The sequence below is a fragment of the Microbacterium soli genome, assembly GCF_039539005.1.
Taxonomy (GTDB): Bacteria; Actinomycetota; Actinomycetes; order Actinomycetales; family Microbacteriaceae; genus Microbacterium; species Microbacterium soli.
Window position 1 is genome coordinate 470,716 of the sequence record NZ_BAABCP010000001.1, and the last position, 26,997, is coordinate 497,712.

Below are 26,997 nucleotides of genomic sequence, written 5' to 3' on the forward strand. Positions count from 1 at the left end.
GGCTCTCGACGGGTCCTTCTGCCGACTTCAGTCAGGCCTTGGCGTCGACGGCCTCCTTGGCAGGAGCCTTCTTGGCCGCCGGCTTCTTCGCGGCGGGCTTGGCGGCGTCCTTCTTCGCCGCAGGCTCGTCGGCCGCAGCCTTCGCGGTCTCCTTCTTGGCCGCCGCGGGCTTGGCGGCGTCCTTCGCCGGACCCGCAGCGGGTGCGGCATCCGTCTTCGGGCGCGGACGCGCCGCGAACTGCTCGAACACCTCACGGGGCTGCTGCACGGTCTCGAGGTTGACGATGTCGCGTCCGAGCCACAGGTTGTTCCACCAGCCCCACAGCACGCGCCACTTGCGCTCCCAGCTGGGCATGGCCAGGCCGTGGTAGCCGCGGTGCGCGACCCAGGCGACGAAGCCCTTCAGGGCGACGTTGCCGGACTGGAACACGCCGTTGTAGAGACCCAGGCCCGCGACGGCGCCGAGGTTCTTGTGGAAGTAGTCCTTCGTGCCTTCGCCGCGCAGGACGGCGACGAGGTTCTTGGCGAGCCGCTTGGCCTGGCGCACGGCGTGCTGCGCGTTGGGCACGCAGTAGCCGCCCACGCCACCGCCGGTCAGGTCGGGAACCGCCGCGACGTCACCGGCCGCCCAGGCGCCCTCGACGAACTCCTCGGGGGTGCCGACGCGGAGGTCGGCGCGAGTGCGGATGCGACCGCGCTCCTCGACGGGCAGGTCGCCGCCGCGCACGACGGTGGGGTTGGCCATGACGCCCGCGGTCCAGACGATCAGGTCGGTGGGGATGACCTCGCCCGTGGAGAGCTCGACGTCGCCGTCGACGGCACCCGTGACCTGCGTGTCCAGGTGCACGTTCGCGCCGCGCCGGGCGAGGTCCTTGAGCACCCACTCGCTGGTCTTCAGCGACACCTCCGGCATGATGCGTCCCATGGCCTCGATGAGGTGGAAATGGGTGTCCTCGAAGGAGATCTGCGGGTACTTCGCGACGAGCGACGAGGCCAGCGAACGCAGCTCTGCGAACGCCTCGATGCCGGCGAAGCCGCCGCCGACGACCACGACGGTCAGCAGACGGTCGCGCTCGGGCCCGGCGGGGACGGATGCCGCCTTGTCGAAGTTCGCGAGGAGCTTGTCGCGCACGGCGACAGCCTCTTCGATGGTCTTCAGCCCGATCGCGTTGTCGGCGATGCCGGGGATCGGGAAGGTGCGCGAGACGGCGCCGGCGGTCACGACGATCTGGTCATAGGCGAACTCGTACGGCTCGCCGATCGACGGGCTGATGGTGGCGACCTTGTTCGCGTGGTCGATCCCGGTGATCTTGGCGGTCACGACATTGGTCCGCTTGAGGTGTCGACGGTGCGCGACCACCGCGTGCCTGGGCTCGATGGAGCCGGCGGCGACCTCGGGGAGGAAGGGCTGGTAGGTCATGTACGGCAGCGGATCCACCAGCGTCACATCGGCTTCGCCTCTGCGAAGGTGCTTCTCGAGCTTCCATGCGGTGTAGAAACCTGCGTAGCCTCCACCGACAATCAGAATGCGGGGTGCAGTGCTGTTCTGAGGCACAGGGGGACAACTCCTCGTCGTCAAGGTATGGGAGTGCGTCGACCGCGCTCCGTTCGGATGCGCCGGGCAGCAGCGGTGACGCCAAGCGCTATCACAATACCAGGGACTGTGAGTGCGAGAAGCGGGAGAGTCCCATAACGCAATGTCTCCTCGGACGGGAGCAGGGGGGAGCCGGGAGCACTGGGCGGGTCGGCGGCGGGCAGCGGGGGCACCGCGCCCGGTGCCGGCGCGGCGGTCGGCTCGGGCTCGGACGGCGAGGCCGCACGACGATGCACGCGGATCCAGTCGCGCAGATCCCCCATCGGGTTCACGCGCGCTTCAGGGACGGATGCCGTGACGGCGGCGTTCGCATCCAGCAGCCCGTAGCCGTACAGCACATCGGGTGCGCTGCGCATCTCCGGGACCGGGATGGCGGTCCTGATCAGCCGGTTGATGACGCCCACGGCGTCCAGGTCGGGATGCGCGGCGCGCACCAGCGCGGCGGCTCCGGCGACGATGGGCGCCGCTCCGCTGGTCCCGTCCCAGGTCACGAGCGTGCCGTCGGCCGACATCCCCAGCAGCGACTCGCTGGGAGCGGAGATCCCGATGGTGATCCCCTGCGTGGACGCGTCCAGACTCGCGGTGCCGGTCTGATCGACGCCGCCGACAGTCAGCACTCCGGGGATCGTGGCCGGCGCTCCGACGATCGAGGTACCGCTTCGGCGGTTGCCGGCCGCGACGATGACGACGACGTCGTGGTCGAAGGCGTACAGGAACGCCTCATCCCAGCTCTCGTCCCAGTCGAGGGTGTTGGTGGTGAAGGACAGGTTGATGACGTCGGCACCGTGGTCGACGGCCCAGTGCATGGCCTCGGCCACCTGATCGACGAACGGCACGGCGGCGGAGGCGCCGAAGCCCAGCGACACGGACAGCAGCTCCGCTTCGGGGGCGACGCCGATCATCCCCGTCCCGTCGGGATTGCCCCGCCCCGCCGCCACCGATGCCACCCACGTGCCGTGGTTGACGTTGAGCGGCCCCACCGGGGTGCGGCCGTCGGCACTGCCGTTGCCGGAGACGTCGGTGCCGCCCGCGACCGCCCGGTCGAACATCACGGGAGGCTCGCCGATGCCCGTGTCGATGATCGCGATGGTCACGCCTTCGCCGCGCGTGACGCGCCAGGCGTCCCGGATGCGCGCACCGTCCAGCCAGTACTCCTGCGCCCGGACGGGGTCGGTCGGGTCGTCGGGGATGGGCGGCGGCGTCGCGGTCGGCGTCGGTGCGGGGGTGGGGGTCTCCGTCTGCACCGGGGCGGCTCCCGCAGCGGCCGCGGCCGGGGATGCCGCCAGAAGCACGGATGCCGCCAGCGCCGCGCTCGCGACGATGGACGACAGCATCCGGTGCACGGTCATTCCGACCCGCTCGCCGACAGTGCGGCACCGGGGCGGACGCACGCGCAGCGCTGCGGCGACCAGGTCGAGCGCTCCAGCGCGGCGTCGCCGATGGGATTGACACCGGGACCCGCGGCCAGGGCGTGCGCGGCCACGGCGTGCAGGCACTTGACCCTGCTGGGCATGCCGCCGGCGGAGATCCCCGCGATCTCGGGGACCTCTCCGTACCGTGCGCGATCCTCGAGATAGCTCTCATGCGCGGCGAGATAGGCGGCCGCGACGGCCTCGTCCTCGAGCATCGCCGCCAGCTCCGGCATCACCCGCGCGGCCTCCAGCGTCGACATGGCCGTCGTCGCCGCGGGGTGGGTGAGGTAGTAGAACGTGGGGAACGGCGTGCCGTCGCCCAGCCGGGGCGCCGTGGCGACGACGGTCGGGTTGCCGCACACGCAGCGGGCGGCGATGCCGACGACGCCTCGCGCTTCGCGCCCGAGCTGGCTGGACACGACGTCGATCTCGACTGCGGTGGGCGTCTCGTACGGCGGGGTCGTCACCCCTCCAGCGTAGGGGCATGACCTGTGTGAAGCCCCAGCAGGAGGAGTCTCATCGGGCGGATTCAGCAGACGCGGTGCCCGCCAGCCCCGCGGCGGTCAGGCTGCGCAGCAGCTGCGGCATCCAGTCGTGGGGCCGCTCCTGGATCTCATCGCTGACAGCGTCCTGCGCGGGTGGGATGTCCGCCGGATCCAGGTCGTTGTCGACGAGATACACGACCTCGCCGGGCTTGACGTAGTACAGCCTCTGCCGCGCCTGCGTGACGATGTACGCGGGATCTTCCCAGCGCGTGCGCTCGGCCTCGAGATCGGCGATCTGGTCCTCGCTCAGGCGCACGGACTGCTCCAGCGCCGCGATCTTCTGCCGCTGGTCGAGATAGGTGCCGATCGAGGGCACGAGCACCCAGGTGCCCAGCACGACGAGGGAGAGCATGATGACGGCGAAGCCGGAGAGCCTGATGCCGCCCGTCCATTCACGGACGTCGACCCCGCGGGTCCCGTCACGAACGGACCGACGCGGAGTGCGCTTCGCAGCCGTCGCGCGCCGCGCGTCCTCGCTCGGACCGCGGGGCCGCGAGGGCGGGGAAAGGGGAGCCGGTCGTCGTGGCACAGCTCCCCCTTCGTCGTCCGGTCTGCGAGGTCAGGGTCCGTGGTCAGCCCTGGAAGCGCGGGAACGCCGAGCGGCCGGCGAACACGGCCGCGTCGCCCAGCTCCTCCTCGATGCGCAGAAGCTGATTGTACTTCGCGACGCGCTCGCTGCGAGCGGGCGCACCGGTCTTGATCTGGCCCGAGTTGGTCGCGACCACCAGGTCGGCGATCGTGGTGTCCTCGGTCTCTCCGGAGCGGTGCGAGAGCATCGCGGTGTACCCGGCACGGTGCGCGAGGCTGACCGCGTCGAAGGTCTCGGTCAGAGTGCCGATCTGGTTGACCTTCACCAGCAGCGAGTTGCCGACGCCGCGCGCGATGCCGTCGGCCAGGCGCTTCGGGTTGGTGACGAACAGGTCGTCGCCGACCAGCTGCACCTTGGAGCCGATCGCGTCGGTGAGGGACTTCCAGTTGTCCCAGTCGTCCTCGGCGAGCGCGTCCTCGATCGTGACGATCGGGAAGTCGCGCACGAGGCCCTCGAAGTACTCGATGAGCTGCTCGGCCGACCATTCCCCGCCCTCGACGCGGTACACGCCGTCGGAGAAGAACTCGGTGGCGGCGACGTCGAGGCCCACGGCGATGTCCTTGCCCGGGGTGAAGCCGGCCTTCTCGATGGCCTTGAGCAGGAATTCCAGGCCCTCGCGGTTGCTGGGCAGATCGGGGGCGAAGCCGCCCTCATCGCCGAGGCCGGTGTTGAATCCGGCGGCCTTCAGCTCGCTCTTGAGCACGTGGTACGTCTCCACGCCCCAGCGCAGCGACTCGGAGTAGGTGTCCGCGCCGATCGGGGCGAGGAAGTACTCCTGGAAGTCGATGCCGTTGTCGGCGTGCTCGCCGCCGTTGATGACGTTGAACAGCGGGACCGGCAGCAGGTGGGCGTTGGGGCCGCCCAGGTAGCGGAACAGCGGCAGGTCGGCCGAGTCGGCCGCGGCCTTGGCGACGGCGAGGCTCACGCCGAGGATGGCATTGGCGCCGACGCGCTTCTTGTTCTCTGTGCCGTCGACGTCGATGAGGATGCCGTCGATGACGCGCTGCTCGGCGGCATCCACTCCCTCGATGGCCGGACCGAGCTCGTCGATGACGGCTTCGACCGCCTTGAGGACGCCCTTCCCGCCGTAGCGGCTCTTGTCTCCGTCGCGCAGCTCGTACGCCTCGAAGGCGCCCGTGGAGGCCCCGGAGGGGACAGCGGCGCGCTGCACGATGCCGTCGTCGAGCAGCACCTCCACCTCGACGGTCGGGTTTCCGCGCGAGTCCAGGATCTCGCGTGCGCCTACAGCCTCGATCAGTGCCACGGTGTGCTCCTTGTTCAGGGAGAGAAGGGTTGGGTGGAGCGACGTCGATCCGCGGTTCAGTCTAGTCATGCGCCCTTCGGCGCCCCGGGGTGTTTCGCGAAGGCCGCGACCAGCTCCGCCCAGGACTGATCGAGGTCGGCGCTGGGCGGGAAGCGCCCGGCGATTTCCAGGGAGACGAGTCCGTGCGCGCCGGCCCAGGCGGCGCGGGCGCGCGGATGCCGGGACTCGGTCTCCCCGAACAGCCGCAGGATGCCCGCCATGCCGGCCGGCTCCGCGCCGGGGTCGAGCAGGCCGCGGTTCAGCGGCCGATCCGTCATCAGCCGGTACAGCTGCGGTGCGCCCAGAGCGCACGCCCGATAGACCCGGCAGAACCCGGCCAGCTCCGTCGCATCGGCGAGGGCGTCGCCGAGCCGGCGGAGCGCGCGGGAGATGAGCGCGTGCTGGATCTCCTCCAGCGAGGCGAAGTGCTTGTACAGGCTCGGCGGCCTGATGCCGAGGGCCCGGGCCAGCTCGCCGATGCCGAAACGATCGAGCCCGACCTCCTCGAGCACGCGCTCGGCGACATCGAGGATCTGCTCGCGGCGCGCACTCACGCCCGGCACGGCGTGGGGCCGTGCGAACCGCGGACGGCTCCCTCGGCATCCCGCAGCCCGTACCCCACCGCGCGGTCGACAGCGATGTGCGCGATCCAGGCGAGACCCGCCGCCGCGATGAGCTTCCCGCCTTCGACGCCCCCGATCGCGGGCAGCGTGACCAGGGCGCCGAGGAGGAGAAGGGCCAGCCCGGCCCACGGGCGGTGCAGGGCGTTGTAGAGCGGGATGTGCGAGACCCGAAGTCTTCCGGGGCGCACGGGATCGAACCCGCCGATGAGGGCGATGTCGGGCAGGAGCAGGAACACGACGACCGTCGCGCCCATCGCCCAGCCGTACGTCACGGACTCGTAGACCAGCAGGGTGAGCGACAGCAGTGCGGCGAGGGCCCATGCGGCGCGTGAGATCATGCGGCTAATACTATTAGCCTGGCTTCGACGGGTCAACCACTCCCCGGCGCGTCAGCGCTGCGGGACGGGCGGCTGGGGCGCTCGCGGTCCGGCGAGCTGGGGCTGCCTTCGGAACTGCCCGGTCAGCAGCAGCACGACCACGACGACCGCGCCTGCGATCCAGCCCGAGGCGCCCAGCGCGATGACGAGCGCGGGGTCGGCGGGGGTCCCGGCCGCCTGCAGCACGAAGGGGATGCCGGCGGCCGCGTTCAGCGCGCCGTGCGCGAACACCGCGGGCCACATCGATGCACTGCGCAGGCGGAGCCAGCCCAGCAGCACGCCCCACGCGATGCACCCGGCGATCATGAGCAGCACGCCCGTGATGTCGGTGCGGCCGAAGTTGTAGCCGAGCAGGATGATGGGCGCATGCCAGAGTCCCCAGAGCGCGCCGCTGATCAGCAGCGCGGGCCACGTGCCGTGCTGCCGCAGCGCGGGCACGAGGAATCCGCGCCAGCCGAGCTCCTCGCCGAAGGCGGCGAGCGCGTTCACCGTGACGGCGGCGAACGGCATCGCGATCAGCTGCACGAGCACCAGCAGCCCTGGCGGAGGCAGCTCCGCAGCACCCGCAGGGCCTGCCGCGAGCGCTTCGGCGAAGCCGGAGAAATGCACCAGGTCGAGCGTGATCCACCCGAATGCGACAGCGATGGCGAGCGCGAGGAACACGACCAGGAAGGTGCCGAACACCGCGATCACGCTCAGCCAGACCACGCGCTTCGCCGGTCGCAGCGGCCAGATGCCGAGGAAGCGGAGCCGCTGGCCCTGGGGAACCGGTCGCAGCACCAGCATCACGATCAGCACGGCCACGGCCGGCGTGTACATCATCACGCTCAGCAGGGGCGAGGCCAGCGGCGTCGCCAGACCAGGGCCCAGCCACAGCGGCAGCGCGACCAGCCATGCCAGGCCGAGCGCCAGGACGAGGAAGGCCCCCGTCGCGAGCGGTGGGATGCGGGGTGTGCTGCTCTCGTCGTTCATGTTCTTCTCCTGTGTCATCGTCCGGCCCGCTCCCGCAGGCTCTCCAGCACGGATGCGGCCTCCTGAGCGCCGTCGACGGTGACGACGAAGATCCTGCCCCGCTCATGGGTCACCTGCAGCGCCTCACCGGCGCGCAGTACGACTCCGCGGCGGCCGTCGGGGCCGAAGCGCCAGCCCCAGCCGCCGAACTCCGCCATCGGGGCGATGTCGACGACCTCGACCTTCGTGATCGCCTCGAGCGGGATGCGGGTGCTCGGCCAGCCCAGTACCGAACGGACCCGCAGCCCCGCGGCGTTCACTCGCACCCGGAACACGAGCATGGTGACGGTGAGGACGATCAGCAGGGCGCTGACGCCCAGCATGATCCAGCCTCCGGCCGCCTCCTCGGCGAAGACCGCGAAGGAGAGGAGCACGGTCAGCAGCACTGCGGCGGACAGCGCGATGACAGCACCGCGCGCCATCATCGCCGTGCCGAACCAGGCCGCCCGTTCGGTCGCGGCCAGCGGGATCCCCTCGACCGCCTCGCCCTCGCCCTCGCCGGCGCGGCGCTCGGGCGAGCGCGGCTGCAGGAACCAGCCCAGGACGGTGCCGACGACCAGCAGCCCCAGCGACAGCAGCATCCAGCCGCCGATGTCGGGGGCGTCGGCCGCGTCGGCGAGCCCGCGCTGCACCCCCGCGGTCACGAGCCCCGCGCAGGAGGCGAGCAGACCGGAGCCCAGCCCGATCCCGCCCAGCAGACGGGACATCGGTCCCCACGCCTGCACCTGCGGCTTCGCGCCGCTCTGCGGAAGCCGGTGCCCGAAGACGCCGAGCAGCGCCATGAGCGCCACCATGCCTGCTCCCAGACCGAGGGGCAGCGCGATCGCCGCCCACTTCGGACCGAAGCCGTCGACGCCTCCGGTCCCCCAGTGCGTGGCGATGGGGTCGGGCAGCTCAGGGAGCCAGGTCGCGATGACGGCGGTGGAGACGACGACGATCGCCAGGGGGAGGATCACCCCCACGACGAGGAACGCGTTGCGGGATCGGCGGACGTCATCCGTCATGCGAGGACTCCTTCAGGAGGGAGGCGAGGGTGGTCGGGGAGATGCCGAGCTCATCGGCACGGCGGACGAGGTCGGCGAGGTCGCCGGCGAGGTCGGCCAGGGGTGCCGCGGATGCGGCGATCACCGCGCCACGACCGCGTCGCAGATCGATCAGGCCCTCGTCGCGCAGCTGCTGATAGGCGCGCAGGACCGTGTGCACGTTGATGTCGACCGATGCGGCGACCTCGCGCGCCGAGGGCAGCCGGTCACCGGGCACGAGTCGGCCGGCGAGGACATCGGCGCGTACGGAGGCGGCCACCTGATCGAACAGCGCTGCAGGACTCTCGGGGTCGATTCGGATGAGCATCTCACCTCCAGTTGTTATAGCTTAACTATAACAACTGGAGGTGTCTGCGCAAGACGGAGCACGGTGATCCCGGGGCGCTTCCCTCGGCTCACTCCGGCGTCTCGGCGGGGATGCCGGTGTCGCGCACGAGATACAACCAGGGGAACGCCCGGCATCCGATCTCCCAGCCCTCCGCCCGCTCACGGGCCAGCAGCCCGCGCCACAGCGTGCGGCGATGCTGCCACTGCGTGGGCGTGCGGACCATGCGGTGCGAGAACAGCTGCGCCTCCACGGTGTGCCAGCCCTGGCGGCCCGCGATCTCGAGCTCGGCCATCTCGTCGAAGGCGGTGACGGGGCCCAGCCACCGCTCTCCCGGCGTCTCGGCGGCCTCGGCGCGGCCGAAGCGCTGCTGCGCGGCCTGCCTGGTCATTCCCAGCTCCCCGCCGATCCGCGCCCAGCTGACGCCCATGGCGCGCGCGGAGGACACCGAGCGCTGCATGAGACCCGACACCTCGCGCTCGGCTCTCGCGCTCGCGGAGATGAGGGCGAGGAACGCCTCACCGTCGGGCTGTGTCCCGGCATCCGTCGCCGACTCCGCTGCCAGTCCCGCGTCCGCGAGGATCGCGCGGGCGATCTCGTCGGCGAGGTCGGTCACTGCGCGGCGTCCTGACTCGGGCGCCACATCCCGCGTGCGCCACGGCGCGTCCCGACCATCAGCCCCCAGGAGAAGGCGCCCGCCATCGCGAGCCCGATGCCGGCGCCGACGGCGAAGCCTCCGCCGAACCCTCGCCACCCCAGTTCGATGGCGACGAGAAGGAGCGCGAGTCCCCCGACGATCCCCACGATGGCGCCGACGAGCATGGTGACGGTGGCGGTCTTCGATGCAGATGATGTGTTCATGGTGTCAATTGAACATTGACACGCTCACCCTGTCAAGTTCTTCTTGACATATGGCTGAGTCGTCACCGGATGTTCACCTGCCGGTGACAGCATGACCGAATGCCCCTCGCCCGCCGCCTCACCCTGACGGACGCCGTCTCCATCGGTCTCGGATCCATGATCGGAGCCGGCGTGTTCGCCGTGTGGGCTCCCGCCCTGGGTGCCGCCGGGTCCGGGATCCTCCTCGCCCTCGCCCTCGCCGCGGTCGTCGCGTTCTGCAACGCCACCTCGTCCGCGCAGCTCGCGGCCGTGCATCCGGTGTCCGGCGGCACCTACTCCTATGCCCGGGCGGAGATCGGCCCCTGGGCGGGGTTCGCGGCCGGGTGGTGCTTCGTGATCGGCAAGGTCGCCAGCTGCGCGGCCATGGCGATGACCTTCGCCGCCTACGCGGCGCCGGAGGGGTGGCGCGTCCCCGTCGCCGCCCTCGCCGTGGCCGCCCTCGCGGCCGTGAACTGCTTCGGCGTGACGCGGACGGCGCTGCTCACCCGCATCCTCGTCGTCGTCTCGCTGCTGGGTCTGGCCGTCGTCGTGGCAGCCGGCGTCTCCTCCGCCCCCGGGGCCTCCCCCGCTCCCCTGCCCGACGCCACCGTCTACGGGGTGCTGCAGGGGGCCGGGCTGCTGTTCTTCGCTTTCGCCGGATACGCGAGGATCGCGACGATGGGCGAGGAGGTCGCCGACCCCGCCCGCAGCATCCCGCGCGCGATCGTCCTCGCGCTCGGCGGCGCGATCGTGGTGTACGCGCTGGTCGGCCTGTCGGTCATGCTCGTGCTGGGATCGGATGCCACCGGCAGCGCGCACCCGGTCGCCGATGTCGTCGCCGCGGCCGGCTGGACCTGGGCGGGCCCGGTCGTGCGGATCGCCGCCGCCACCGCATCCCTGGGGGCGCTGCTCGCACTGCTGACGGGGATCGGACGCACCACCCTCGCGATGGCGCGCGAGGCGGATCTCCCCCGCTGGCTGTCGGCGGTCGACGCCCGTTGGCAGGTGCCCCGCCGCGCCGAGATCACGATCGGGGTCATCGTCATCGTCGTCGTGCTCATCGCCGATCTGCGCGGCGCGATCGGCTTCTCGTCGTTCGGCGTGCTGCTGTACTACCTGCTGGCCAACGCCTCCGCCTTCCGACAGGGCGCCGACGCGCGGCGGTTCCCGAAGACACTGCAGGTGCTCGGCGCACTGGGATGCCTCGTGCTGGTGAGCACGCTGCCACCCGTGGCCTCGCTCATCGGCTCGCTGGTCGTGCTGTGCGGCCTCGCGTACCGGATGCTGAGACTGCGCCTCACACGCACCCGCTGAGGGTGCCCGCCGCGCTCCCGATCCGACGTCAGGACAGCGGCCGGACCTCGGTCGCTCCCGGAGCGTCGCCCGCGCGCACGGACGCGAAGCCCGTGTAACCGTCGGCCGCCGCCCGCTCCAGCAGCGCCTTGAGGTTCTTCGTGCGGCGCTCCAGGCGTACACGCACCGCACCGCCGTCGCGCAGCAGCGTCGTCTTGTGCGCGACCAGCTCCGCCACCGGCACATCCGCGTCGTGCACGAGCACGACCGCCTGCGCGGCATCCGTCTGCTGAGCCGCCACGAGGTCGACGATGCGCTCGAAGCCGATCGAGAAGCCGACGGCCGGCACCTGCCGGCCGAGGAATCGGCCGATCATGCCGTCGTAGCGCCCGCCGCCACCGAGCGAATAGCTCACCGAGGGGTGCGCGAGCTCGAAGATCGTGCCGGTGTAGTAACCCATGCCGCGCACGAGGAACGGGTCGTACTGCAGCGGCGGCTCCCCGGCATCCGGACGTGCCGCGACCACGGCCTCGCCCAGACCCACCAGGTGCGCGACCAGCTCGTCGGGCGCGCCCTCGGGCAGCGCCGTGCGGATCTGCCGCTCGCCGTACGGATCGTGCTCCATGGTCTGCGGGCGCAGGAGGAAGGCGGCGAAGGCGTCCACGGCGGATGCGGTGGCCCCGCGCTCGCGCAGCTCGGCGGCCACGCCGTCCGGGCCGATCTTGTCGAGCTTGTCGATCGTGATGAGCACTCCGGGGCGCTCCTCGTCGGTGAAGCCGAAGGAGTCCAGCATCCACTCCAGCGCACGGCGGTCGTTGACGCGCACGATCCCACCCGCAAGTCCCAGGGCGTCGATCGTGTCGAGGGAGGCGACGATCAGCTCGGCCTCCGCGCGGGAGGTGCCGTCGCCGATGATGTCGATGTCGCACTGCACGAACTGGCGGTAGCGGCCCTTCTGCGGGCGCTCGGCGCGCCAGACCGGACCGATCTGGATGGAGCGGAACACCGCGGGCAGCCGGCCGTGGTTGGTGGCGTAGAACCGGGCCAGCGGCACGGTCAGGTCGTAGCGCAGACCGAGGTCGCTGAGGACGGCGGGGTCCTCGGCGCCGGAGCGGATCGCCTCCGCGTCCAGCCCGCGGCGCAGGATGTTGAACGACAGCTTCTCGTTGTCGCCGCCGATCCCCGCATGCAGCCGGTCGTACTCCTCGACCACCGGGGTCTCGATCTCGTCGAAGCCGTGCGCGCGGTAGCGGTCGCGGATGACGGCGAGCACGCGCTCGCGACGGGCCTTGTCAGCGGGGAGGAAGTCGCGCATGCCGCGCGGCGGGTTCACGTTTGCCACCCGTCCATCTTCCCAGGTCGTCGCACCCGCCCTATCCCACACCGCGTCATCCCCTCGCAGGGAAGCCGAACGCCGGTCCCCCGGGGGCGCTGGAGCAGACTCAGGCTTCTCCCCGAGGGCGGCCGACCGCCTCAGCAGCGCGGTCCGCCGCCTCTGCGGCGCGCACCTCGGCCTCCAGCGCGCGCACTCGTTCGCGGAGAGCGCGCTCGGCATCCCACCCCCGCTCGCGAGCCCGTGCGACCAGGCGCAGCAGGGCGTCGCCGAGCTCCGCCTCGGAGGCCGGACCCGCACCGGTGGTGGTGTCGGGAGGCGGGGCGGGTGCCGTGGGGATCGTCGCCGCCCGCCCGAGCACCTTCTGTGCGCGCGCCAGCGCGGGCATCCCGCGCGGCACGCCGTCGAGCACGCTGCGCCGCTCCCTCTTCTCCGCGGCCTTGGCCGCGTTCCAGTGCACGAGCACCTCTTCCGGGGTCGTGGCGACGGCCCCGGCGAAGACATGCGGATGCCGTCGCACCATCTTCTCGGCGAGCCCGCGCGCCACATCGTCGATGTCGAACGGGTCGTCGGGATCCTGCGCGGCGACGGCGGAATGGAACAGCACCTGCCACAGCAGGTCGCCGAGCTCTTCGCGCAGTCCCGCGCGATCCCCCGCTTCGACGGCGTCGATGACCTCGTGCGATTCCTCGATGAGGTACGGGACGAGGTCCCGGTGCGTGATCCGCTGCGACCAGACGCAGCGCTCCCGCACCTGCCGCATGGTCTCGGCCGCCGCGCGCAGCGGGTCGGTCACCTTCAGAGGATCGACGTCCTCCCGCGAACCCGTCATGGGCCCTCCTCCTCAGCCGTGCGCCGCTGCCACCGCCCGGTGGTGCCGGGCGCGCAACGACACGATGATCCCGGACAGGATCAGGGCGATCAGCGAGCCGCCGAGCACGCCGAGGATCGCCTCGTCGCGGACGGCGGCGTCGCTCTCGAAGGCCAGACCCGCCAGCAGCAGCGACACCGTGAACCCGATCCCGCCCAGCACGCTCGCCGCGAGCAGATCGGGGAACGCCAGGGCAGGGGCGGTCCCCCGTGGACGCAGCTGCAGGCTCAGCCACCCGAACAGCGTGATGCCGACGATCTTGCCCACCGGCAGTGCGATGAGGATGCCCCAGAACGCCGGGGAGAGGTCGCCCGCGGCGACCTGCGGGATCACGACGAATGCCGCCACGAAGGCGAAGATCGGCAGGATGACGCCGTTCACGGTGGGCTCCAGCGCGTGCCGGGTTCGCTCGGCGGGGACCGGCGACATGAACAGCCCCAGCAGCACTCCGGCGATGGTGGCATGGATGCCCGAGACCGCCATCAGCCCCCAGGCGATGATGCCGATCACGCCCATGAGCACGGCGAGTCCCGACGAGCCGGTTCTCGCCAGCACACGGCTCAGCACGGCGAAGACCGCGACGGCGAGCACGGCGAGCGCGAGCATCAGCCAGTCCACGTCGTGCGCGAACAGCACGGCGATGAAGACGATGCCGATGATGTCGTCCAGGATCGCGAGCGCCAGCAGGAACACCCGCACGGCGCTCGGCAGCCCCCGGCCGAACATGGCCAGCACGCCGAGGGCGAAGGCGATGTCGGTGGCCGTGGGGATCGGCCACCCGACCGTGGTCACCGCGGCGGTGGGGGATGCCGGTCCGGCGATGAGCAGGTAGATGAGGATCGGCACGAGCACGCCGCCGCCGGCGGCGATGGCCGGCTGCACGGCCTTGCGGAGCGAGTTCAGCTCGCCGTGGGTGAGCTCGTGGCGCAGCTCGATCGCGACCACGAGGAAGAAGATCGCCAGCAGCCCGTCGGCCACCCATTCCGACACGGTCAGATCCAGGGCCGTGCCGGGGACGGCCATGCGGGCCTCCAGCACCTGCGCGATCGCGTCGTGCGTCGGCACGTTCGCCAGCAGCAGTCCGAGCGCCGCGGCCGCCAGCAGCAGCGCCGCAGGGAACTGCTGGCCGCGAAGAGGATTGGCCGTGATGCGCATTCCCCCCATCGTAGGCGGTCGGTCCCCGGCGTCGCGGACCTCCCCGCCCGGCACCGGCGGCGAGGCCGACCGCGGCGGTGCCGGCCGGCGGGACGGCGTCATCCGGTCGGAGTCGCGGCTCGCGGCCGGTTACGCTCGGGATCATGCCCCTCGAACCGACGAACACCGAAGCCATCCGCGTCATCTCCCGCTTCGAGGCGTCCAACGGCATTCCCGAGAGCATGCGGGCGGACGTGCGCATGCTCGGCGGACTGCTGGGACAGGTGCTGCGCGAGTCCGGGACGCCCGGGCTCTTCGAGGACGTGGAACGGCTCCGTCTGGCGACGATACAGGCGGCGGATGCCGACGACGACGCGTTCGCGCGCGCCGCGTCCATCGCGGACTCGTTCACCATCGAGCGCGCCGACGAGGTGGCGCGGGCCTTCACGTGCTACTTCCACCTGGTCAACCTCGCCGAGGAGCACCAGCGCGTGCGGGTGCTGCGCGAGCGCGCCGGCCGCACGAGCGATGCGGGAGGGGCGGAGCGGATGCCCGACACCGTCGCAGCCGCCTTCGACCGACTGCGGCGGGAGGTGGGTGATGACGATGCCAGGAAGCGCCTGGCCGAGCTGCGCTTCCACCCCGTCTTCACCGCCCACCCGACCGAGGCGCGCCGCCGTGCGGTGTCCGGCAGCATCCGCCGGCTCTCCGAACTGCTCGCGCAGAACGATGCCGCGAGCCGCGGGGGCGCCGAGCAGAAGCGCGCGCGGCGTCGCATGCTCGAGGAGATCGACACGCTGTGGCGCACGGCACCGCTGCGCGCGCAGAAGCCCTCCCCCACCGACGAGGTGCGCACCGTGATGGGCGTGTTCGACGAGACGCTCTTCACCACGATCCCGCACGTGTACCGTCGCATCGACGACGCCCTGCGCGGCGACGACGCCGGCAGCACCGCACCGCTGGTCCCCGCGTTCGTCCGCGTCGGATCGTGGGTCGGCGGCGACCGGGACGGCAACCCGTACGTGACGGCCGATCTCACGAGGGAAGCCGCGGACATCGCCGCCGAGCACGTGCTGCGCGGGTTGGAGAGCGCCCTCGACCGGATCGGCCGCACCCTCACCCTCGACGCTCAGGGCACACCTCCCAGCGCCGAGGTCGAGGCGCTGTGGGCCGCATTCACCGCTGCGCAGCCCGAGCTCGCGGCCGAGATCGCCAAGCGCTCGCCCGACGAACCGCATCGTCGTGTCGTGCTCTCGCTCGCGCATCGCGTCCAGGCGACCCGCACCGGCTCGGACGACGCGTACGCCGCCCCGGAGGAGCTCCTCGCCGACCTGCGCGCCGTGCAGGACTCGCTGGCGGGCTCGGGCGCCACCCGCCACGCGTTCGGCGGCGTGCAGCACCTGATCTGGCAGGTGGAGACCTACGGCTTCCACCTCGCCGAACTCGAGGTGCGTCAGCACTCGCAGGTGCACGCGGAGGCACTGGCGGAGCTGGAGGCGGGCGGCGAACTCAGCGAGCGCACCCAGGAGGTGCTCGAGGTGTTCCGCGCGGTCGCCGACATCCAGCGCCGCTACGGGTTGCGGGCCGCCGGTCGCTACGTGGTGTCCTTCACCCGATCGGCCGACGATCTGGCCGCCGTGCACAGGCTGGCCGCCCACGCCCTCGGCGACGACGCCCCCGTGCTCGACGTGGTCCCGCTGTTCGAGACCTTCGCAGACCTGCAGGCCGCCCCCGACATCCTCGCCGAGGTCGTGCGGCTGCCGGAGTTCCGCGAGCGACTGGAGGCCACCGGCAACCGCCTGGAGGTCATGCTCGGCTACTCCGACTCCTCCAAGGACGTCGGCCCCGTGGCGGCGACCCTCGCCCTGTACGACGCGCAGCGCGCCATCGCCCAATGGGCGGTGGATGCCGGCATCCGTCTCACCCTGTTCCACGGCCGCGGCGGCGCCCTCGGCCGCGGGGGCGGACCGGCGAACTCCGCCATCCTCGCGCAGCCGCCGCACTCCGTCGACGGACGCTTCAAGCTCACCGAGCAGGGCGAGGTCATCTTCGCCCGCTACGGAGAGCCGGTCATCGCGATGAGGCACATCGAGCAGGTCGCCGCCGCCACGCTGATGGCATCCGCTCCCTCCGTGGAGAAGCGCACGAGCGGCGCGGCGGAGCGATTCGCTCCGATCGCGGGCGTCCTGGACGCCGTCTCGCGCGAGCGGTTCTTCTCGCTCGTGCACGCGGACGGCTTCGCGCCCTGGTTCGCGACCGTGACCCCCATGGAGGAGATCGGCCTGCTGGCCCTCGGCTCGCGTCCGGCACGGCGCGGCCTGTCGGTGGAGTCGCTCGAGGACCTGCGTGCGATCCCCTGGGTGTTCTCCTGGACGCAGGCGCGCATCAACCTCGCCGGCTGGTTCGGCCTGGGCTCCGCCCTGGACGCCGTCGGCGACGAGGAGGCGCTGCGCGAGGCCTACCGCGAATGGCCGCTGCTGCACACCATGATCGACAACGTGGCGATGAGCCTGGCCAAGACCGACGAGCGCATCGCCCGCGAGTACCTCGCCCTCGGCGACCGCGAGGATCTCGCCACCATCGTGCTCGACGAGCTGCGGCTCACCCGGGACTGGGTCATCCGGCTCACCGGCGGGGAGCGCCTGCTGCAGAACAAGCCGATCCTGCAGCGCGCCGTCCAGCTGCGCACCCCGTACGTCGACGCGCTCTCGCTGCTGCAGCTGAGGGCGCTGCGCGGCCTGCGCACGACGGCGACCACGCAGCCCGTGCGGAAGCCGGATCTGCAGCGACTGCTGCTGCTGACCGTCAGCGGCGTGGCCGCCGGGCTGCAGAACACGGGGTGAGCGCGCCGCGGGGCCGCTGTCACGTGTAGTAGGGCCCCCTAGCGATCGATGTAAGGTGAAAACTCAGCCTGATCCGGCGAAGCATCATGCGACACGATCGCTCGCATTCCCCTTCCATTCCCCGAGAAAGCTTCCCGCGTGACCGATACCACTGCCGACTTCCATCCGCTCAGCGCCGCCGCACAGCCCGTCTTCGACACTGTGCGCGCCCTCAACCCGAACGAGCCGGAGTTCCACCAGGCGGTGCACGAAGTGCTCCACTCCATCGGGCCGGTCCTCGAGCGCCACCCCGAATACACCGAGAACGGCGTGCTGGAACGTCTCATCGAGCCCGAGCGGCAGATCATCTTCCGCGTGCCGTGGAAGGACGACGACGGCAAGCTGCACGTCAACCGCGGCTACCGCGTGCAGTACAACTCCGCACTCGGTCCGTACAAGGGCGGTCTGCGCTTCCACCCCACCGTCAACATCTCGATCATGAAGTTCCTCGGCTTCGAGCAGATCTTCAAGAACGCGCTGACCGGCCAGGGCATCGGCGGCGCCAAGGGCGGGGCCAACTTCGACCCGCACGGGCGCAGCGAGGCGGAGATCATGCGCTTCTGTCAGTCGTTCATGAACGAACTCTTCCGTCACATCGGAGAGCACACCGACGTCCCCGCCGGAGACATCGGCGTGGGCAGCCGTGAGATCGGCTACATGTTCGGCATGTACCGCAAGATCACGAACCGCCACGAGTCCGGCATCCTCACCGGCAAGGGCATCGGCTGGGGCGGGGCGCAGGTGCGCACCGAGGCGACCGGCTACGGCGCCGTGTTCTTCGTGCAGTCCATGCTGGCCGTCCACGGCGAGACGCTGGAGGGCAGGCGCGTGGCGGTCTCCGGCTCGGGGAACGTCGCCCTGTACGCCATCGAGAAGGCGCAGCAGCTGGGCGCCCGTGCGGTCACCGCATCGGACTCCTCCGGCTACGTGCTCGACGATGCCGGCATCGACCTGGGCCTGCTGCGTCAGATCAAGGAGGTCGAGCGCGGGCGCATCGTCGAGTATGCGAAGCGCCGCCCTGGTGCGCGCTTCGTGGAGAAGGGCAACGTCTGGGAAGTGCCGGTGGACATCGCCGTGCCGTCCGCCACGCAGAACGAGCTGAGCCTGGAGTCCGCGCAGATGCTCATCGCCAACGGCGTGCGCGCCGTCGCCGAGGGCGCCAACATGCCCTCCACCCCCGAGGCCGTCGGTGCGTTCCAGGAGTCGGACGTGCTGTTCGCCCCCGGCAAGGCCGCCAACGCGGGGGGTGTGGCGACCTCCGCGCTGGAGATGAGCCAGAACGCCTCGCGTCAGCGCTGGAACTTCGCCAGCAGCGAGCAGAAGCTCCGCGACATCATGTCGGACATCCACGATTCGGCCTTCCGCGCCGCCGAGAGTTACGGAACCCCCGGCGACTACGTCGCGGGGGCGAACATCGTCGGCTTCGAGCGCGTGGCCGATGCGATGCTCGCGCAGGGCGTCATCTGACCTCGGCCCCGACGCTTCCGCACTGTCACCGGGAGACCACTTCTCGCGCGAGGAGTGCTCTCTCGGTGAGGTCGCACCCGACCGGCGGACGCGAACGGGACCGGCCCGCGTGAGGAGACGGGGCTCAGACCTCGCGGTCGTCGGCGTGCCGGGCCAATGAGCTCGCGTAGCGCTCGGTGAGCTGGATCATGAGGTCGGGGGTGTCCCGGTCCACGCCGAACACGTGGCCGGGGAAGTCCAGTTCCGGCATGGCCGCGGCGATCTCCTCGGCCTGATCGGGCGAGAGCATCCGCACGGGGTCGCCGGCGGCCACCCAGCCGATCGGCACGACCGTGCCCTCCGGCAGCACGGCCCGTCGCTGCACGATCGCGTTCACACGGATCTCGCAGTGCGGACCGAGTCGCGCGCCGTTGAACACCCGCGCGCCGGACGCGAAGAACGCCTCCTCCCCGACCGTCGCCCCGGCGATGCTGGCCAGCGTTCCGACCAGCGTGTGCGCCCCGATGCGAACGGCGTCGGCGGCTGTCGCGCGGATGAGCGCGTTCTCCATCACGATGACGTGCTCGCCCAGGACGATCGGTCCGCCCTCGGCGGTGATCACGGCGCCGTGCAGCACCTGGCAGTGCGGTCCGATCTCGACATCCCCGGAGATCACAGCGGTCGGTGCGACGACGGCGCTGTCGTGGATGCGGGGCCGAGCCCCGAGGTGCTCGTACATCATGCGGTCAGACTAGTCCCGGCATCCGCTCCCGCACCACGGATGCCGCGTGTCGGACCTCTCGGGGACCCCGGAGCGTGCCGGACGGGGGCCGCGGCTCAGCGCGCCCGCAGCACGGCCGGCAGCACGATGTGCGCGTCGGGGATCATGCCGGGGGTGACGCGCCTGCGGAAGATCCAGTAGCTCCAGGCCTGGTACAGCAGGATCACCGGCAGCGAGATCCCCGCGACGACGGTCATGACGCCCAGCGTGTACGGGCCGTTGGCGGCGTTCCACACGGTGAGGTCGAAGGCGGCGTCCACCGTCGAGGGCAGCACGAGCGGGAAGAGGCCGGCGAAGATCGCGCCCGCCCCGAACAGACCGAAGCCCGCATACCCCATGAAGGCGTACCCCTCGCGGCGCCTGCGCGCGGCCAGCCAGCCGAGTACGGCGGCGGCCGCGGCCAGGGCGACGAGCACCCACGGCACCGGTCCCGCGCCGTGGACGACCTGCACGAGGATCGCCCAGACCGCCGCGGGGGCCAGGCACAGCGGGGCCCAGCGCACGGCGAACCGTGCGGCGCGCTCGCGCACCGGTCCATCGGCCTTGAGCCCGAGGAAGGTCGCCCCGTGGACGAGGGCGAAGCCCACCACGGCGAGCCCGCCCAGCACGGCCGACGGCGTCAGCCACACGAAGGGGCCGCCCACGCGGTCGCCGTTGGCGTCGATCGGCAGCCCGAGCGTGGTCAGCGCGAGAGCCGCGCCGATGCAGAAGGCGGCGATGACCGATCCCAGACCGATCATCCACGTCCAGGCGGTGCGCCAGTGCTCGGTGTGCAGCTTGCCGCGGTACTCGATGCCGACCGCGCGGATGATCAGCCCGACCAGGGTGATGGTCAGCGGCACGTACAGCGTGGAGAACAGCGATGCATACCAGGCGGGGAAGGCGGCGAACATCGCCGCTCCCGCCGTGATCAGCCACACCTCGTTGCCGTCCCAGACGGGTCCGATGGTGTTGAGCATGACCCGGCGGCCGCGCTCTTCGCGCGTGGAGAAGATCATGTGCATGCCGACGCCGAGGTCGAAGCCCTCCAGCAGCAGATACCCGATCCACAGCACGGCGATCGCGATGAACCAGACGACGGGAAGCGGTTCCATTTTCCTTTTTCCTCTCGGATCGGCCGGTCAGTAGGCGAAGGCGAGCACGTCGCCCTGGTTCTCGCCGCTGTCGGACCCGTCGCCGGCGTCGCCGTGGGGGGCGTCCAGCTCGGGCATGGCCGCGGCGACGCCACCGCGGATGTAGGTGACCATCAGATACGCCTCGATGACGAGCATGATCCCGTAGACCACGCTCAGGGTGATGACCGAGAACAGCAGCTCTCCGACCGTCACTCCCGGCGAGACGGCGGCGGCGGTGAACATGAACACGCCGTCGATGCCCGAGGCGTCGGGGTTGGGAGCCACCACGAACGGCTGCCGGCCCAGCTCGGTGAAGATCCACCCCGCGATGTTCGCGGCGAACGGTGCGACGATGCCCAGCAGTGCCAGGCGCATGATCCACGGCGAACGCGGCACCGTGCCCTTCCTCGTCAGCCAGACCGCGACGATCGCGCCGAGGGCGACGACACCACCCAGGCCGATCATCAGCCGGAAGCCCCAGTACGTCACCCAGGTCAGCGGCACGTAGTCGATCCGCTCGCCGGCGTGCGCCCCGTAGAGCGCATCGTCGGGGATGGTCGCGCCGTACTGGTCGACGTAGTGCGGTTCGAGGTCGCGGATGCCGGGCATGTCCGCCCCCCACTCGCCGGTGCCGAGGAAGCCCAGTGCACCGGGGATCTCGATGAGGGTGACGATGTCGCCGCAGTCCGTCGAGCCGGGATCGCCCAGCGACAGCACCGAGAAGGAGGAGCCGGTGTGGCAGGCCGCTTCGGCGGCCGCCATCTTCATGGGCTGCTGCTCGTACATGAGCTTGCCCTGCACGTCTCCGCTCACGACGGTGCCGAGGAAGGCCACGACCGCGACGAGCGCGCCCAGCCGGAGCGACCAGATCCACACGCCGTGGTCGGTGCGGTCGCGCCCGGGAGCGGCATCCGTCTCGCCGATGACGACGCGACCGGTCGCGTCGACCGTGTCGATGCCGTCACGACGGCGGCGCCACAGGTGGTACCAGGAGATGCCGATGAGGAACATGCCCGCCACGACGAGTGCGCCCAGGATGGTGTGCGCGTAGGCGGCCAGTGCGGTGCTGTTGGTGAGCACGGCCCAGACGTCGGTCATCACGGGACGTCCGTCGGCACCCATCTCGACGCCCACCGGATGCTGCATCCACGAGTTCGCGGCGATGATGAAGAACGCGGAGATCCAGGAGCCGATCACGGCGCACCACAGCGCGGTCAGATGCAGCCCCTTGCGCAGCCTTCCCCAGCCGAAGATCCAGATGCCGAGGAAGGTCGACTCGACGAAGAACGCCAGCAGGCCCTCCATCGCCAGCGGGGCGCCGAACACGTCGCCGACGAACCGCGAGTACTCGCTCCACGCCATCCCGAACTGGAACTCCTGCACGAGTCCGGTGGCGACACCGATGATGAAGTTGATCAGGTAGACCCTGCCCCAGAACTTCGTCATGCGCAGGAACTTCTCGTCACCGGTGCGCACCCACCTGGTCTGCATGATCGCAACCATCATCCCCAGTCCCAGCGTGAGCGGGACCATGAGGAAGTGATAGACGGTAACGATCCCGAACTGCCATCGAGCGATGTCGAGCACGTCCACGCGGAATCTCCTTCTGGATGCGGGCTGCGGCCGACGCGTTCGCCTCCGCAGATTCCCTCGGATTGAATTCTACATCTCGTAGAACTACTTCGACACAGCATAGAACAATTTCGACCGCTGGTAGAATCATGTCGACGCGGAAAGACAGCCGCGCCGGAGAGGGACGATCATGGCAACGCTCGGAGATCTGGAGCGCGCCGTCATGGACGCCCTGTGGGATGCCGTCGGCCCGCAGAGCGCGTACGACGTGCAGCACCGGCTCGAGTCCGACGGCCGGGTGCTGGCGGCCACCACCGTGCTGACGGTGCTCTCACGGCTCGAGAAGAAGGGGTTCGTCACTTCCGACCGCTCCTCCCGCCCGCACCACTACACGGCCACCGCTTCGCGGGCCGACCATGTCGCCGAGCTCATGCACTCGGTGCTGGGCGACTCCGCCGACCGCACCGCGGTGCTCGAGCGATTCGTCGGCGGCGTGTCCGTCGAGGACGCCGAGACGCTGCGCCGGCTGCTGGACCGCACGAGCTGACACCGCGGCCATGCTCGAGCTCACCGGAGTCGACACCGCTCTCAGCGGCGCGCTGGTGATCCCGCACGGCGTGGTGATCGCCGCCGCCGCGGTGCTCGGTGCCGGCGCTCTCGCGCTGGCCTGGCCGGTGCCGGTCCTCCTCTCGCGCACCTCATGGCCGATGCGCACGCCGATCATGGCGCTGCTGCTGTGGCAGGCGATCGGCCTGGCCGGCGGCCTGTCGATGATCGGCGGCCTGGCCCTGGCGGGATACGCGGCGTTCCCCGACCACCCCTGGCCCGCCCTGATCCCCGCACTCGTGTTCGCGCTGTACCTCCTCGCCCACCTGGGCGCGACGATCGTGCAGGTGACGAGGCAGCGGCACCGGCACCTCGCGCTGCTGGAGCTGCTCACCTCTCCGCATCCGACCCGGGCGCGCACCGTCGTTCTCGACGACGCCGTGCCGGTGGCGTACTGCCTGCCGAACGGGGCACGGTCGGTGACCGTCCTCTCCCGCGGCCTGCTGGACCGACTGGACGCGGACGAGCTGGTCGCCGTGATCGCCCACGAGCGCGCCCATGTCGAGCAGCGGCACGACCTGCTCCTGCTCGCGTTCCGCGCCTGGCGCTCCGCGCTGCCCTGGTTCCCGATCGCCGCCCGCGCCGAGGTGGAGGTCGCCGCGCTCGTGGAGATGCTCGCCGACGACAACGCCCGCCGGGAGGTCCGCGACGAGGTGCTCGCACGGGCGATCCTGCAGGTGGGAGCCGCCGGTGCTCCCGGCGGCGACCAGCCGGTCTCGGGATCGACCCGGGTGAGTGACAGGTTCCGCCGACTCGCCGTCTGAGTCAGCCCACCGCGACCCTGCCGCCGGGAGCGCGGAGGCCATCCGCCGACCCGCCGGTGCTCGCATCCTCCGCGGGGATGGCACAGGGAAGACGGATGATCACGTCGTCGTCGCGGCGATCGGCGACCCGATGCGAGACGAGCAGCACGATGCGGCTCGCCGTCGCGGCGCGCACGTCGGCCATCATGTCCGCCGCGGTCGGCTCGTCGAGGTGGGCGGTCGGCTCGTCGAGCAGGATGATCTCCGACCTGGTCAGCAGCGCCCTGGCCACGGCGAGGCGCTGCCGCTCACCGCCCGACAGCGCCGAGCCGCCGGCGCCGACCCGCGTGTCCAGCCCCGCCGACAGGGAGGACACCAGCTCCCCCAGGCCGGCCCTGCGCAGGGCGGCGGTGATCTCGTCGTCGTCCGGGACGTCGTCCCGCGCGCGGGCGAGCAGGAGGTTGCCCCGCAGCGTCGAGTCGAAGACGTAGGCGTCCTGCGGGCACCAGGCCACGCGATCCCGCCAGGCGCGCTCGTCGAGCGCGGTCAGCGGCAGGTCATCGGAGAGCACCGCCCCGGACGACACCTCGAGCGCGCCCATCACGGCCGACAGCAGCGTCGACTTGCCGGATCCGGACGGACCGTCCAGCACGAGCCAGCGTCCGCGCTCGACCGCGCCGGAGACGCCCGTCACCGCCGCCCGCTCGGTGCCCGGGTAGCGGATCGTGACCTCCTCGAGCGCAAGCCGTCGCGTGGTCCCGGGACGCTCCGTCCCCCATTCGGGCTGGGGAGCGGGCTGCAGGATCGGGTCGAGGCGATCGAGCAGGGCTCGCAGGGCCGGCATCCGCCGCATGGCCGAGACGAGGTCGACGAGCGGCTCGAGCACGGCGAGGGCCAGCAGGGCGATGACCGAGACGGACGCGACGGGAGCCTCCGCCGACAGCAGCGGCACGAGCACCGCGAGCAGGGTCGTCGCGCCCGTGACGACGGCCGTGCCCAGCCCCGCGGACCAGGCCGTGCGCTGTTCCGCGGCGGCCAGCCGCCCCGCACGGACATCGAGCTCGCGCAGGGCGGTCTCCGCGACCCCGTTGCCGCGCAGATCGGCGGCGGCGGATGCCAGCTGCGCCGTGCCACGGACGATGCCCGAGCGCGCGGCGATGCGTGCGGCCCCCGCCCCGCGCTCCCCTCGGACGGCGAGCAGGGTCGCGAGGACGACGGCCGACAGCAGCACCCCGGCGATGAGCGCGGTCAGGTGCGGGGTGACGGCGGCACCGGTGGCGATGGTCGCGGCGATCACGAGCGCACCCGCCCCGACCGGCGGCACGATGCGTGGCAGCTGATCGCGCAGGTCGTCGGCGAGGGTCACGAGGTAGTCCAGCGGCGCCCCGCCCTCCAGCAGCCGACGGGATCCCGTCCCGCGTCGCGCGATGGCGCGCCACAGGCGCAGTCTCAGCGCATCGACGACCTGGAACGCCGCCCGGTGGGTGACGAGGCGCTCGGCGTAGCGCGCCGCCGAGCGGCCGATGCCGAACGCGCGCACCCCGACGATCGCGACGAGCAGGTACATGATGTGCTCCTCGACGCCCGCACGCACGATGAGCCATCCGGACACGGCGGTCAGCGCGGCGGCGAGACCCGCCGCCAGCGCTCCCAGCCCGATCGACCCCGCCCACAGCAGGGCGTGCGGGCGCAGCAGCGACAGGAGCGTGAGGCGGCGGACGCCGGGACGCGCGCGCCGCGCATCCGGTTCCGCTGCGCCCGGCCCGCCGTCCTGCCGGTCGCCGGGGAGCCCCGCGGCCGAGGCGACCCCGTTCTGCCGCGGCGTGCGCCGCCCGTCGCGGCTTCCGGGGGTGTCGCCCGCGCTGTGCCGCGCCAAGGCAGCGGCGGGGCCGCGGACCACGGCGATCCGCTGCTGCGCCAGTGCGAGGGTGTCGGCCTCGTGGCTGGCCAGCACGATCGTGCACGAGGCCGCCCGGCGCAGCACCGCCTCCCGGACCAGTCGTGCGGCCGCGGGATCGAGGTGCGCGGTCGGCTCGTCGAGCACGAGCAGCGGGGCTCCGGCATCCACCCGTGCCAGCGCCCGGGCGACGGCCAGGCGCCGCAGCTCGCCGGGGCTGAGCTCGGCGACGGACGCGTCGGCGAGCGGGGCGAGGCCGAGCTCGGCGAGCGCCTCCGCCCCCGCGCCGTACAGCGCGAGCTCTTCCACCGGCGTCGATGCGAAGGCGCGTGGCGCCTGCGGGGCCCAGGCCGCCGCATCCGCCCCGCGAATGTCACCGGCCACCTCGGCGTCGGCGGGGAGCACGCCCGCGAGGGCTGCCAGCAGCGTCGATTTGCCCGCACCGCTGGGTCCCGTGATCGCGGTGATCCCGCTCAGCTCGGCGTGCAGCCCGGCGATGGTCGCGGAGTCCCTGCCGGCGTAGCGTACCGTGAGATCCTCGATCACCACCGTCCTCACCGCACCGTCGCGCACGGCGCTGCGCACGTCGTGCCGAGGGCGACGCGCCAGCAGCGCGCGGACGCGGTCGAGGGCGGAGAGGCCGTCCTGGGACGCATGGAAAGCCGATCCCACATCGCGCAGGGCCTGGAAGCACTCCGGGGCGAGGATGAGCGCGACCAGGGCCGGCTCGAGCGCCATCGTGCGGTCCAGGAGTCGCAGGCCCAGAACGACGGCGACGAGGGCGACGGAGATCGTGGCGATCAGCTCCAGCGCCAGAGACGACAGGAACGCCCAGCGCAGGGTCTCCTCGGTGCGCCGGCGGTAGCGACTCTGGATGCCGTCGAGCGCACGGGTCTGCTCCGCCACTCGCCCGAGGCCGACCAGCACGGGAAGTCCGCGGGCGAGCTCGCCGAGATGGTCGGCCAACCGCGCGAGCGCGGCGAGGGCCGCATCGGTGCGCTGCCGGGTGTGCTTGCCGATGAGGATCATGAACAGGGGGACGAGCGGCACGGTGAGGACGATGATGAGCGCGCTGGGCCAGTCGGCGCCGAGGATCCGGATGCCGACGATGAGCGGGACGACGGCCGCCGAGATCAATGCGGGGAGAGTCTGGACGTAGTAGTCGTCGAGATCGTCCAGGCCGTCGGCGGCGAGCACCGCCGTGCCGCCGCCTTCGCCCTCTCCCTCGGCGATGCGCCGCCACAGCCGGCTCCGCAGGTCGCGCTTGACGGTCGTCGCCACACGGCGCGAGACGACGGACGCCGCCCATTCCCCGCCGGTGCGCAGCACGACGCCGGTGAGCCCGCACAGCAGGATGATCCGCGTGGCCGCAGGAGTGAGCCCCGTCGCCGCCAATGCCCCGATGCCGCGCGCGACGGCCTCGGCGATGAGCACCAGCCCCACGGCGCGGGACGCCGCCAGCACGCCGAGCAGCCAGATCGACGCGCGGGGCACCGGCCCGAGCTCCGGGCGGCGGAAGCCGGGCGATCGCCGGGCGCGCTCGGCCTCGATCCCCCATGGGTCGTTCGGGATCGCACTCATCCTTGAATTCTACATTGTGTAGAAACGGGAGTGAGCGCGGAG

24 protein-coding genes are annotated in these 26,997 nt (G+C 71.6%); 5 read left to right on the plus strand and 19 right to left on the minus strand.

The annotated features are described in order from the left end of the window. Nucleotides 1–31: 31 nt before the first annotated feature. The 12 genes from ABD770_RS02240 to ABD770_RS02295 all read right to left on the minus strand — a co-directional run bounded on the left by ABD770_RS02240 (nt 32) and on the right by ABD770_RS02295 (nt 9,683). The gene (locus tag ABD770_RS02240) at nt 32–1,555 is read right to left on the minus strand and encodes an NAD(P)/FAD-dependent oxidoreductase (protein ID WP_344817862.1); all 1,524 of its coding nucleotides are present in this window, start codon (nt 1,553–1,555) and stop codon (nt 32–34) included. Between the two features lie 20 nt (nt 1,556–1,575). Next, on the minus strand, nt 1,576–2,943 hold the full coding sequence (locus ABD770_RS02245; protein ID WP_344817864.1) for a S8 family serine peptidase: 1,368 nt from the start codon (nt 2,941–2,943) through the stop codon (nt 1,576–1,578). Continuing rightward, nucleotides 2,940–3,473: a DUF501 domain-containing protein gene (locus ABD770_RS02250; protein WP_344817866.1), complete on the minus strand. Its 534-nt coding sequence runs from the start codon at nt 3,471–3,473 to the stop codon at nt 2,940–2,942. The genes ABD770_RS02245 and ABD770_RS02250 overlap by 4 nt, the downstream gene beginning before the upstream one ends. Nucleotides 3,474–3,522: 49 nt before the next feature. Further along, a complete protein-coding gene (locus ABD770_RS02255) occupies nt 3,523–4,080 on the minus strand; it encodes an FtsB family cell division protein (RefSeq protein WP_344817867.1) in 558 nt (185 codons plus the stop codon). A gap of 43 nt (nt 4,081–4,123) precedes the next feature. Further along, a complete protein-coding gene (eno, locus tag ABD770_RS02260; RefSeq protein WP_344817868.1) occupies nt 4,124–5,404 on the minus strand; it encodes a phosphopyruvate hydratase in 1,281 nt (426 codons plus the stop codon). A 65-nt stretch (nt 5,405–5,469) separates the two neighbouring features. Beyond that, on the minus strand, nt 5,470–5,997 hold the full coding sequence (locus ABD770_RS02265) for a TetR/AcrR family transcriptional regulator (RefSeq protein ID WP_344817869.1): 528 nt from the start codon (nt 5,995–5,997) through the stop codon (nt 5,470–5,472). Further along, nucleotides 5,994–6,404: a DUF4260 family protein gene (locus tag ABD770_RS02270; RefSeq protein WP_344817870.1), complete on the minus strand. Its 411-nt coding sequence runs from the start codon at nt 6,402–6,404 to the stop codon at nt 5,994–5,996. Before ABD770_RS02270 ends, ABD770_RS02265 begins: the two co-directional genes overlap by 4 nt. A gap of 51 nt (nt 6,405–6,455) precedes the next feature. Beyond that, nucleotides 6,456–7,415, minus strand: a complete 960-nt coding sequence (locus tag ABD770_RS02275) for a CPBP family intramembrane glutamic endopeptidase (RefSeq protein ID WP_344817871.1) — start codon at nt 7,413–7,415, stop codon at nt 6,456–6,458. A 14-nt stretch (nt 7,416–7,429) separates the two neighbouring features. Then, a complete protein-coding gene (locus tag ABD770_RS02280; RefSeq protein WP_344817872.1) occupies nt 7,430–8,458 on the minus strand; it encodes a DUF1648 domain-containing protein in 1,029 nt (342 codons plus the stop codon). Next, nucleotides 8,448–8,804: a GntR family transcriptional regulator gene (locus tag ABD770_RS02285; protein WP_344817873.1), complete on the minus strand. Its 357-nt coding sequence runs from the start codon at nt 8,802–8,804 to the stop codon at nt 8,448–8,450. Before ABD770_RS02285 ends, ABD770_RS02280 begins: the two co-directional genes overlap by 11 nt. Nucleotides 8,805–8,892: 88 nt before the next feature. Next, nucleotides 8,893–9,438: a hypothetical protein gene (locus ABD770_RS02290; RefSeq protein WP_344817874.1), complete on the minus strand. Its 546-nt coding sequence runs from the start codon at nt 9,436–9,438 to the stop codon at nt 8,893–8,895. Next, on the minus strand, nt 9,435–9,683 hold the full coding sequence (locus ABD770_RS02295; RefSeq protein ID WP_344817875.1) for a hypothetical protein: 249 nt from the start codon (nt 9,681–9,683) through the stop codon (nt 9,435–9,437). Before ABD770_RS02295 ends, ABD770_RS02290 begins: the two co-directional genes overlap by 4 nt. Nucleotides 9,684–9,782: 99 nt before the next feature. Here ABD770_RS02295 and ABD770_RS02300 point away from each other — a divergent pair, with 99 nt between their 5' ends. Next, on the plus strand, nt 9,783–11,015 hold the full coding sequence (locus ABD770_RS02300; protein ID WP_344817876.1) for an APC family permease: 1,233 nt from the start codon (nt 9,783–9,785) through the stop codon (nt 11,013–11,015). Between the two features lie 28 nt (nt 11,016–11,043). Here the strand turns inward: ABD770_RS02300 and ABD770_RS02305 are convergent, their stop codons facing one another. From ABD770_RS02305 to ABD770_RS02315, 3 genes are all read right to left on the minus strand, one after another. After that, on the minus strand, nt 11,044–12,309 hold the full coding sequence (locus tag ABD770_RS02305; RefSeq protein ID WP_344819850.1) for a histidine--tRNA ligase: 1,266 nt from the start codon (nt 12,307–12,309) through the stop codon (nt 11,044–11,046). Between the two features lie 127 nt (nt 12,310–12,436). Then, nucleotides 12,437–13,159 carry a MazG nucleotide pyrophosphohydrolase domain-containing protein gene (locus ABD770_RS02310; RefSeq protein ID WP_344817877.1) on the minus strand — a complete coding sequence of 241 codons (723 nt, stop codon included), beginning with the start codon at nt 13,157–13,159 and terminating at the stop codon, nt 12,437–12,439. Nucleotides 13,160–13,171: 12 nt separating this feature from the next. Beyond that, nucleotides 13,172–14,353, minus strand: a complete 1,182-nt coding sequence (locus ABD770_RS02315; protein WP_344817878.1) for a Na+/H+ antiporter NhaA — start codon at nt 14,351–14,353, stop codon at nt 13,172–13,174. A 143-nt stretch (nt 14,354–14,496) separates the two neighbouring features. Here ABD770_RS02315 and ABD770_RS02320 point away from each other — a divergent pair, with 143 nt between their 5' ends. Then, nucleotides 14,497–17,175 (plus strand): phosphoenolpyruvate carboxylase, encoded by a 2,679-nt coding sequence (locus ABD770_RS02320; protein WP_344817880.1) that lies wholly within the window; start codon nt 14,497–14,499, stop codon nt 17,173–17,175. Between the two features lie 138 nt (nt 17,176–17,313). Beyond that, nucleotides 17,314–18,681, plus strand: coding sequence for an NADP-specific glutamate dehydrogenase (gene gdhA, locus ABD770_RS02325; protein ID WP_344817881.1), 1,368 nt, complete (start codon nt 17,314–17,316; stop codon nt 18,679–18,681). Nucleotides 18,682–18,805: 124 nt separating this feature from the next. On the opposite strand, the gene ABD770_RS02330 is transcribed toward gdhA, so the two are convergent. The 3 genes from ABD770_RS02330 to ABD770_RS02340 form a co-directional block, all read right to left on the minus strand. Continuing rightward, the gene (locus ABD770_RS02330) at nt 18,806–19,402 is read right to left on the minus strand and encodes a gamma carbonic anhydrase family protein (RefSeq protein ID WP_344817882.1); all 597 of its coding nucleotides are present in this window, start codon (nt 19,400–19,402) and stop codon (nt 18,806–18,808) included. 95 nt (nt 19,403–19,497) lie between these two features. Beyond that, the gene (cydB, locus tag ABD770_RS02335; RefSeq protein WP_344817883.1) at nt 19,498–20,535 is read right to left on the minus strand and encodes a cytochrome d ubiquinol oxidase subunit II; all 1,038 of its coding nucleotides are present in this window, start codon (nt 20,533–20,535) and stop codon (nt 19,498–19,500) included. Nucleotides 20,536–20,562: 27 nt separating this feature from the next. Then, nucleotides 20,563–22,149 carry a cytochrome ubiquinol oxidase subunit I gene (locus ABD770_RS02340; RefSeq protein ID WP_344817884.1) on the minus strand — a complete coding sequence of 529 codons (1,587 nt, stop codon included), beginning with the start codon at nt 22,147–22,149 and terminating at the stop codon, nt 20,563–20,565. 169 nt (nt 22,150–22,318) lie between these two features. Here ABD770_RS02340 and ABD770_RS02345 point away from each other — a divergent pair, with 169 nt between their 5' ends. Continuing rightward, entirely contained in the window at nt 22,319–22,675 is a 357-nt protein-coding gene (locus tag ABD770_RS02345; RefSeq protein WP_344817885.1) for a BlaI/MecI/CopY family transcriptional regulator, read from the plus strand. Between the two features lie 10 nt (nt 22,676–22,685). Next, nucleotides 22,686–23,498 (plus strand): M56 family metallopeptidase, encoded by an 813-nt coding sequence (locus ABD770_RS02350; RefSeq protein ID WP_344817886.1) that lies wholly within the window; start codon nt 22,686–22,688, stop codon nt 23,496–23,498. A gap of 1 nt (nt 23,499) precedes the next feature. On the opposite strand, the gene cydC is transcribed toward ABD770_RS02350, so the two are convergent. Further along, entirely contained in the window at nt 23,500–26,955 is a 3,456-nt protein-coding gene (gene cydC / locus ABD770_RS02355) for a thiol reductant ABC exporter subunit CydC (protein WP_344817887.1), read from the minus strand. Nucleotides 26,956–26,997 lie beyond the last annotated feature (42 nt).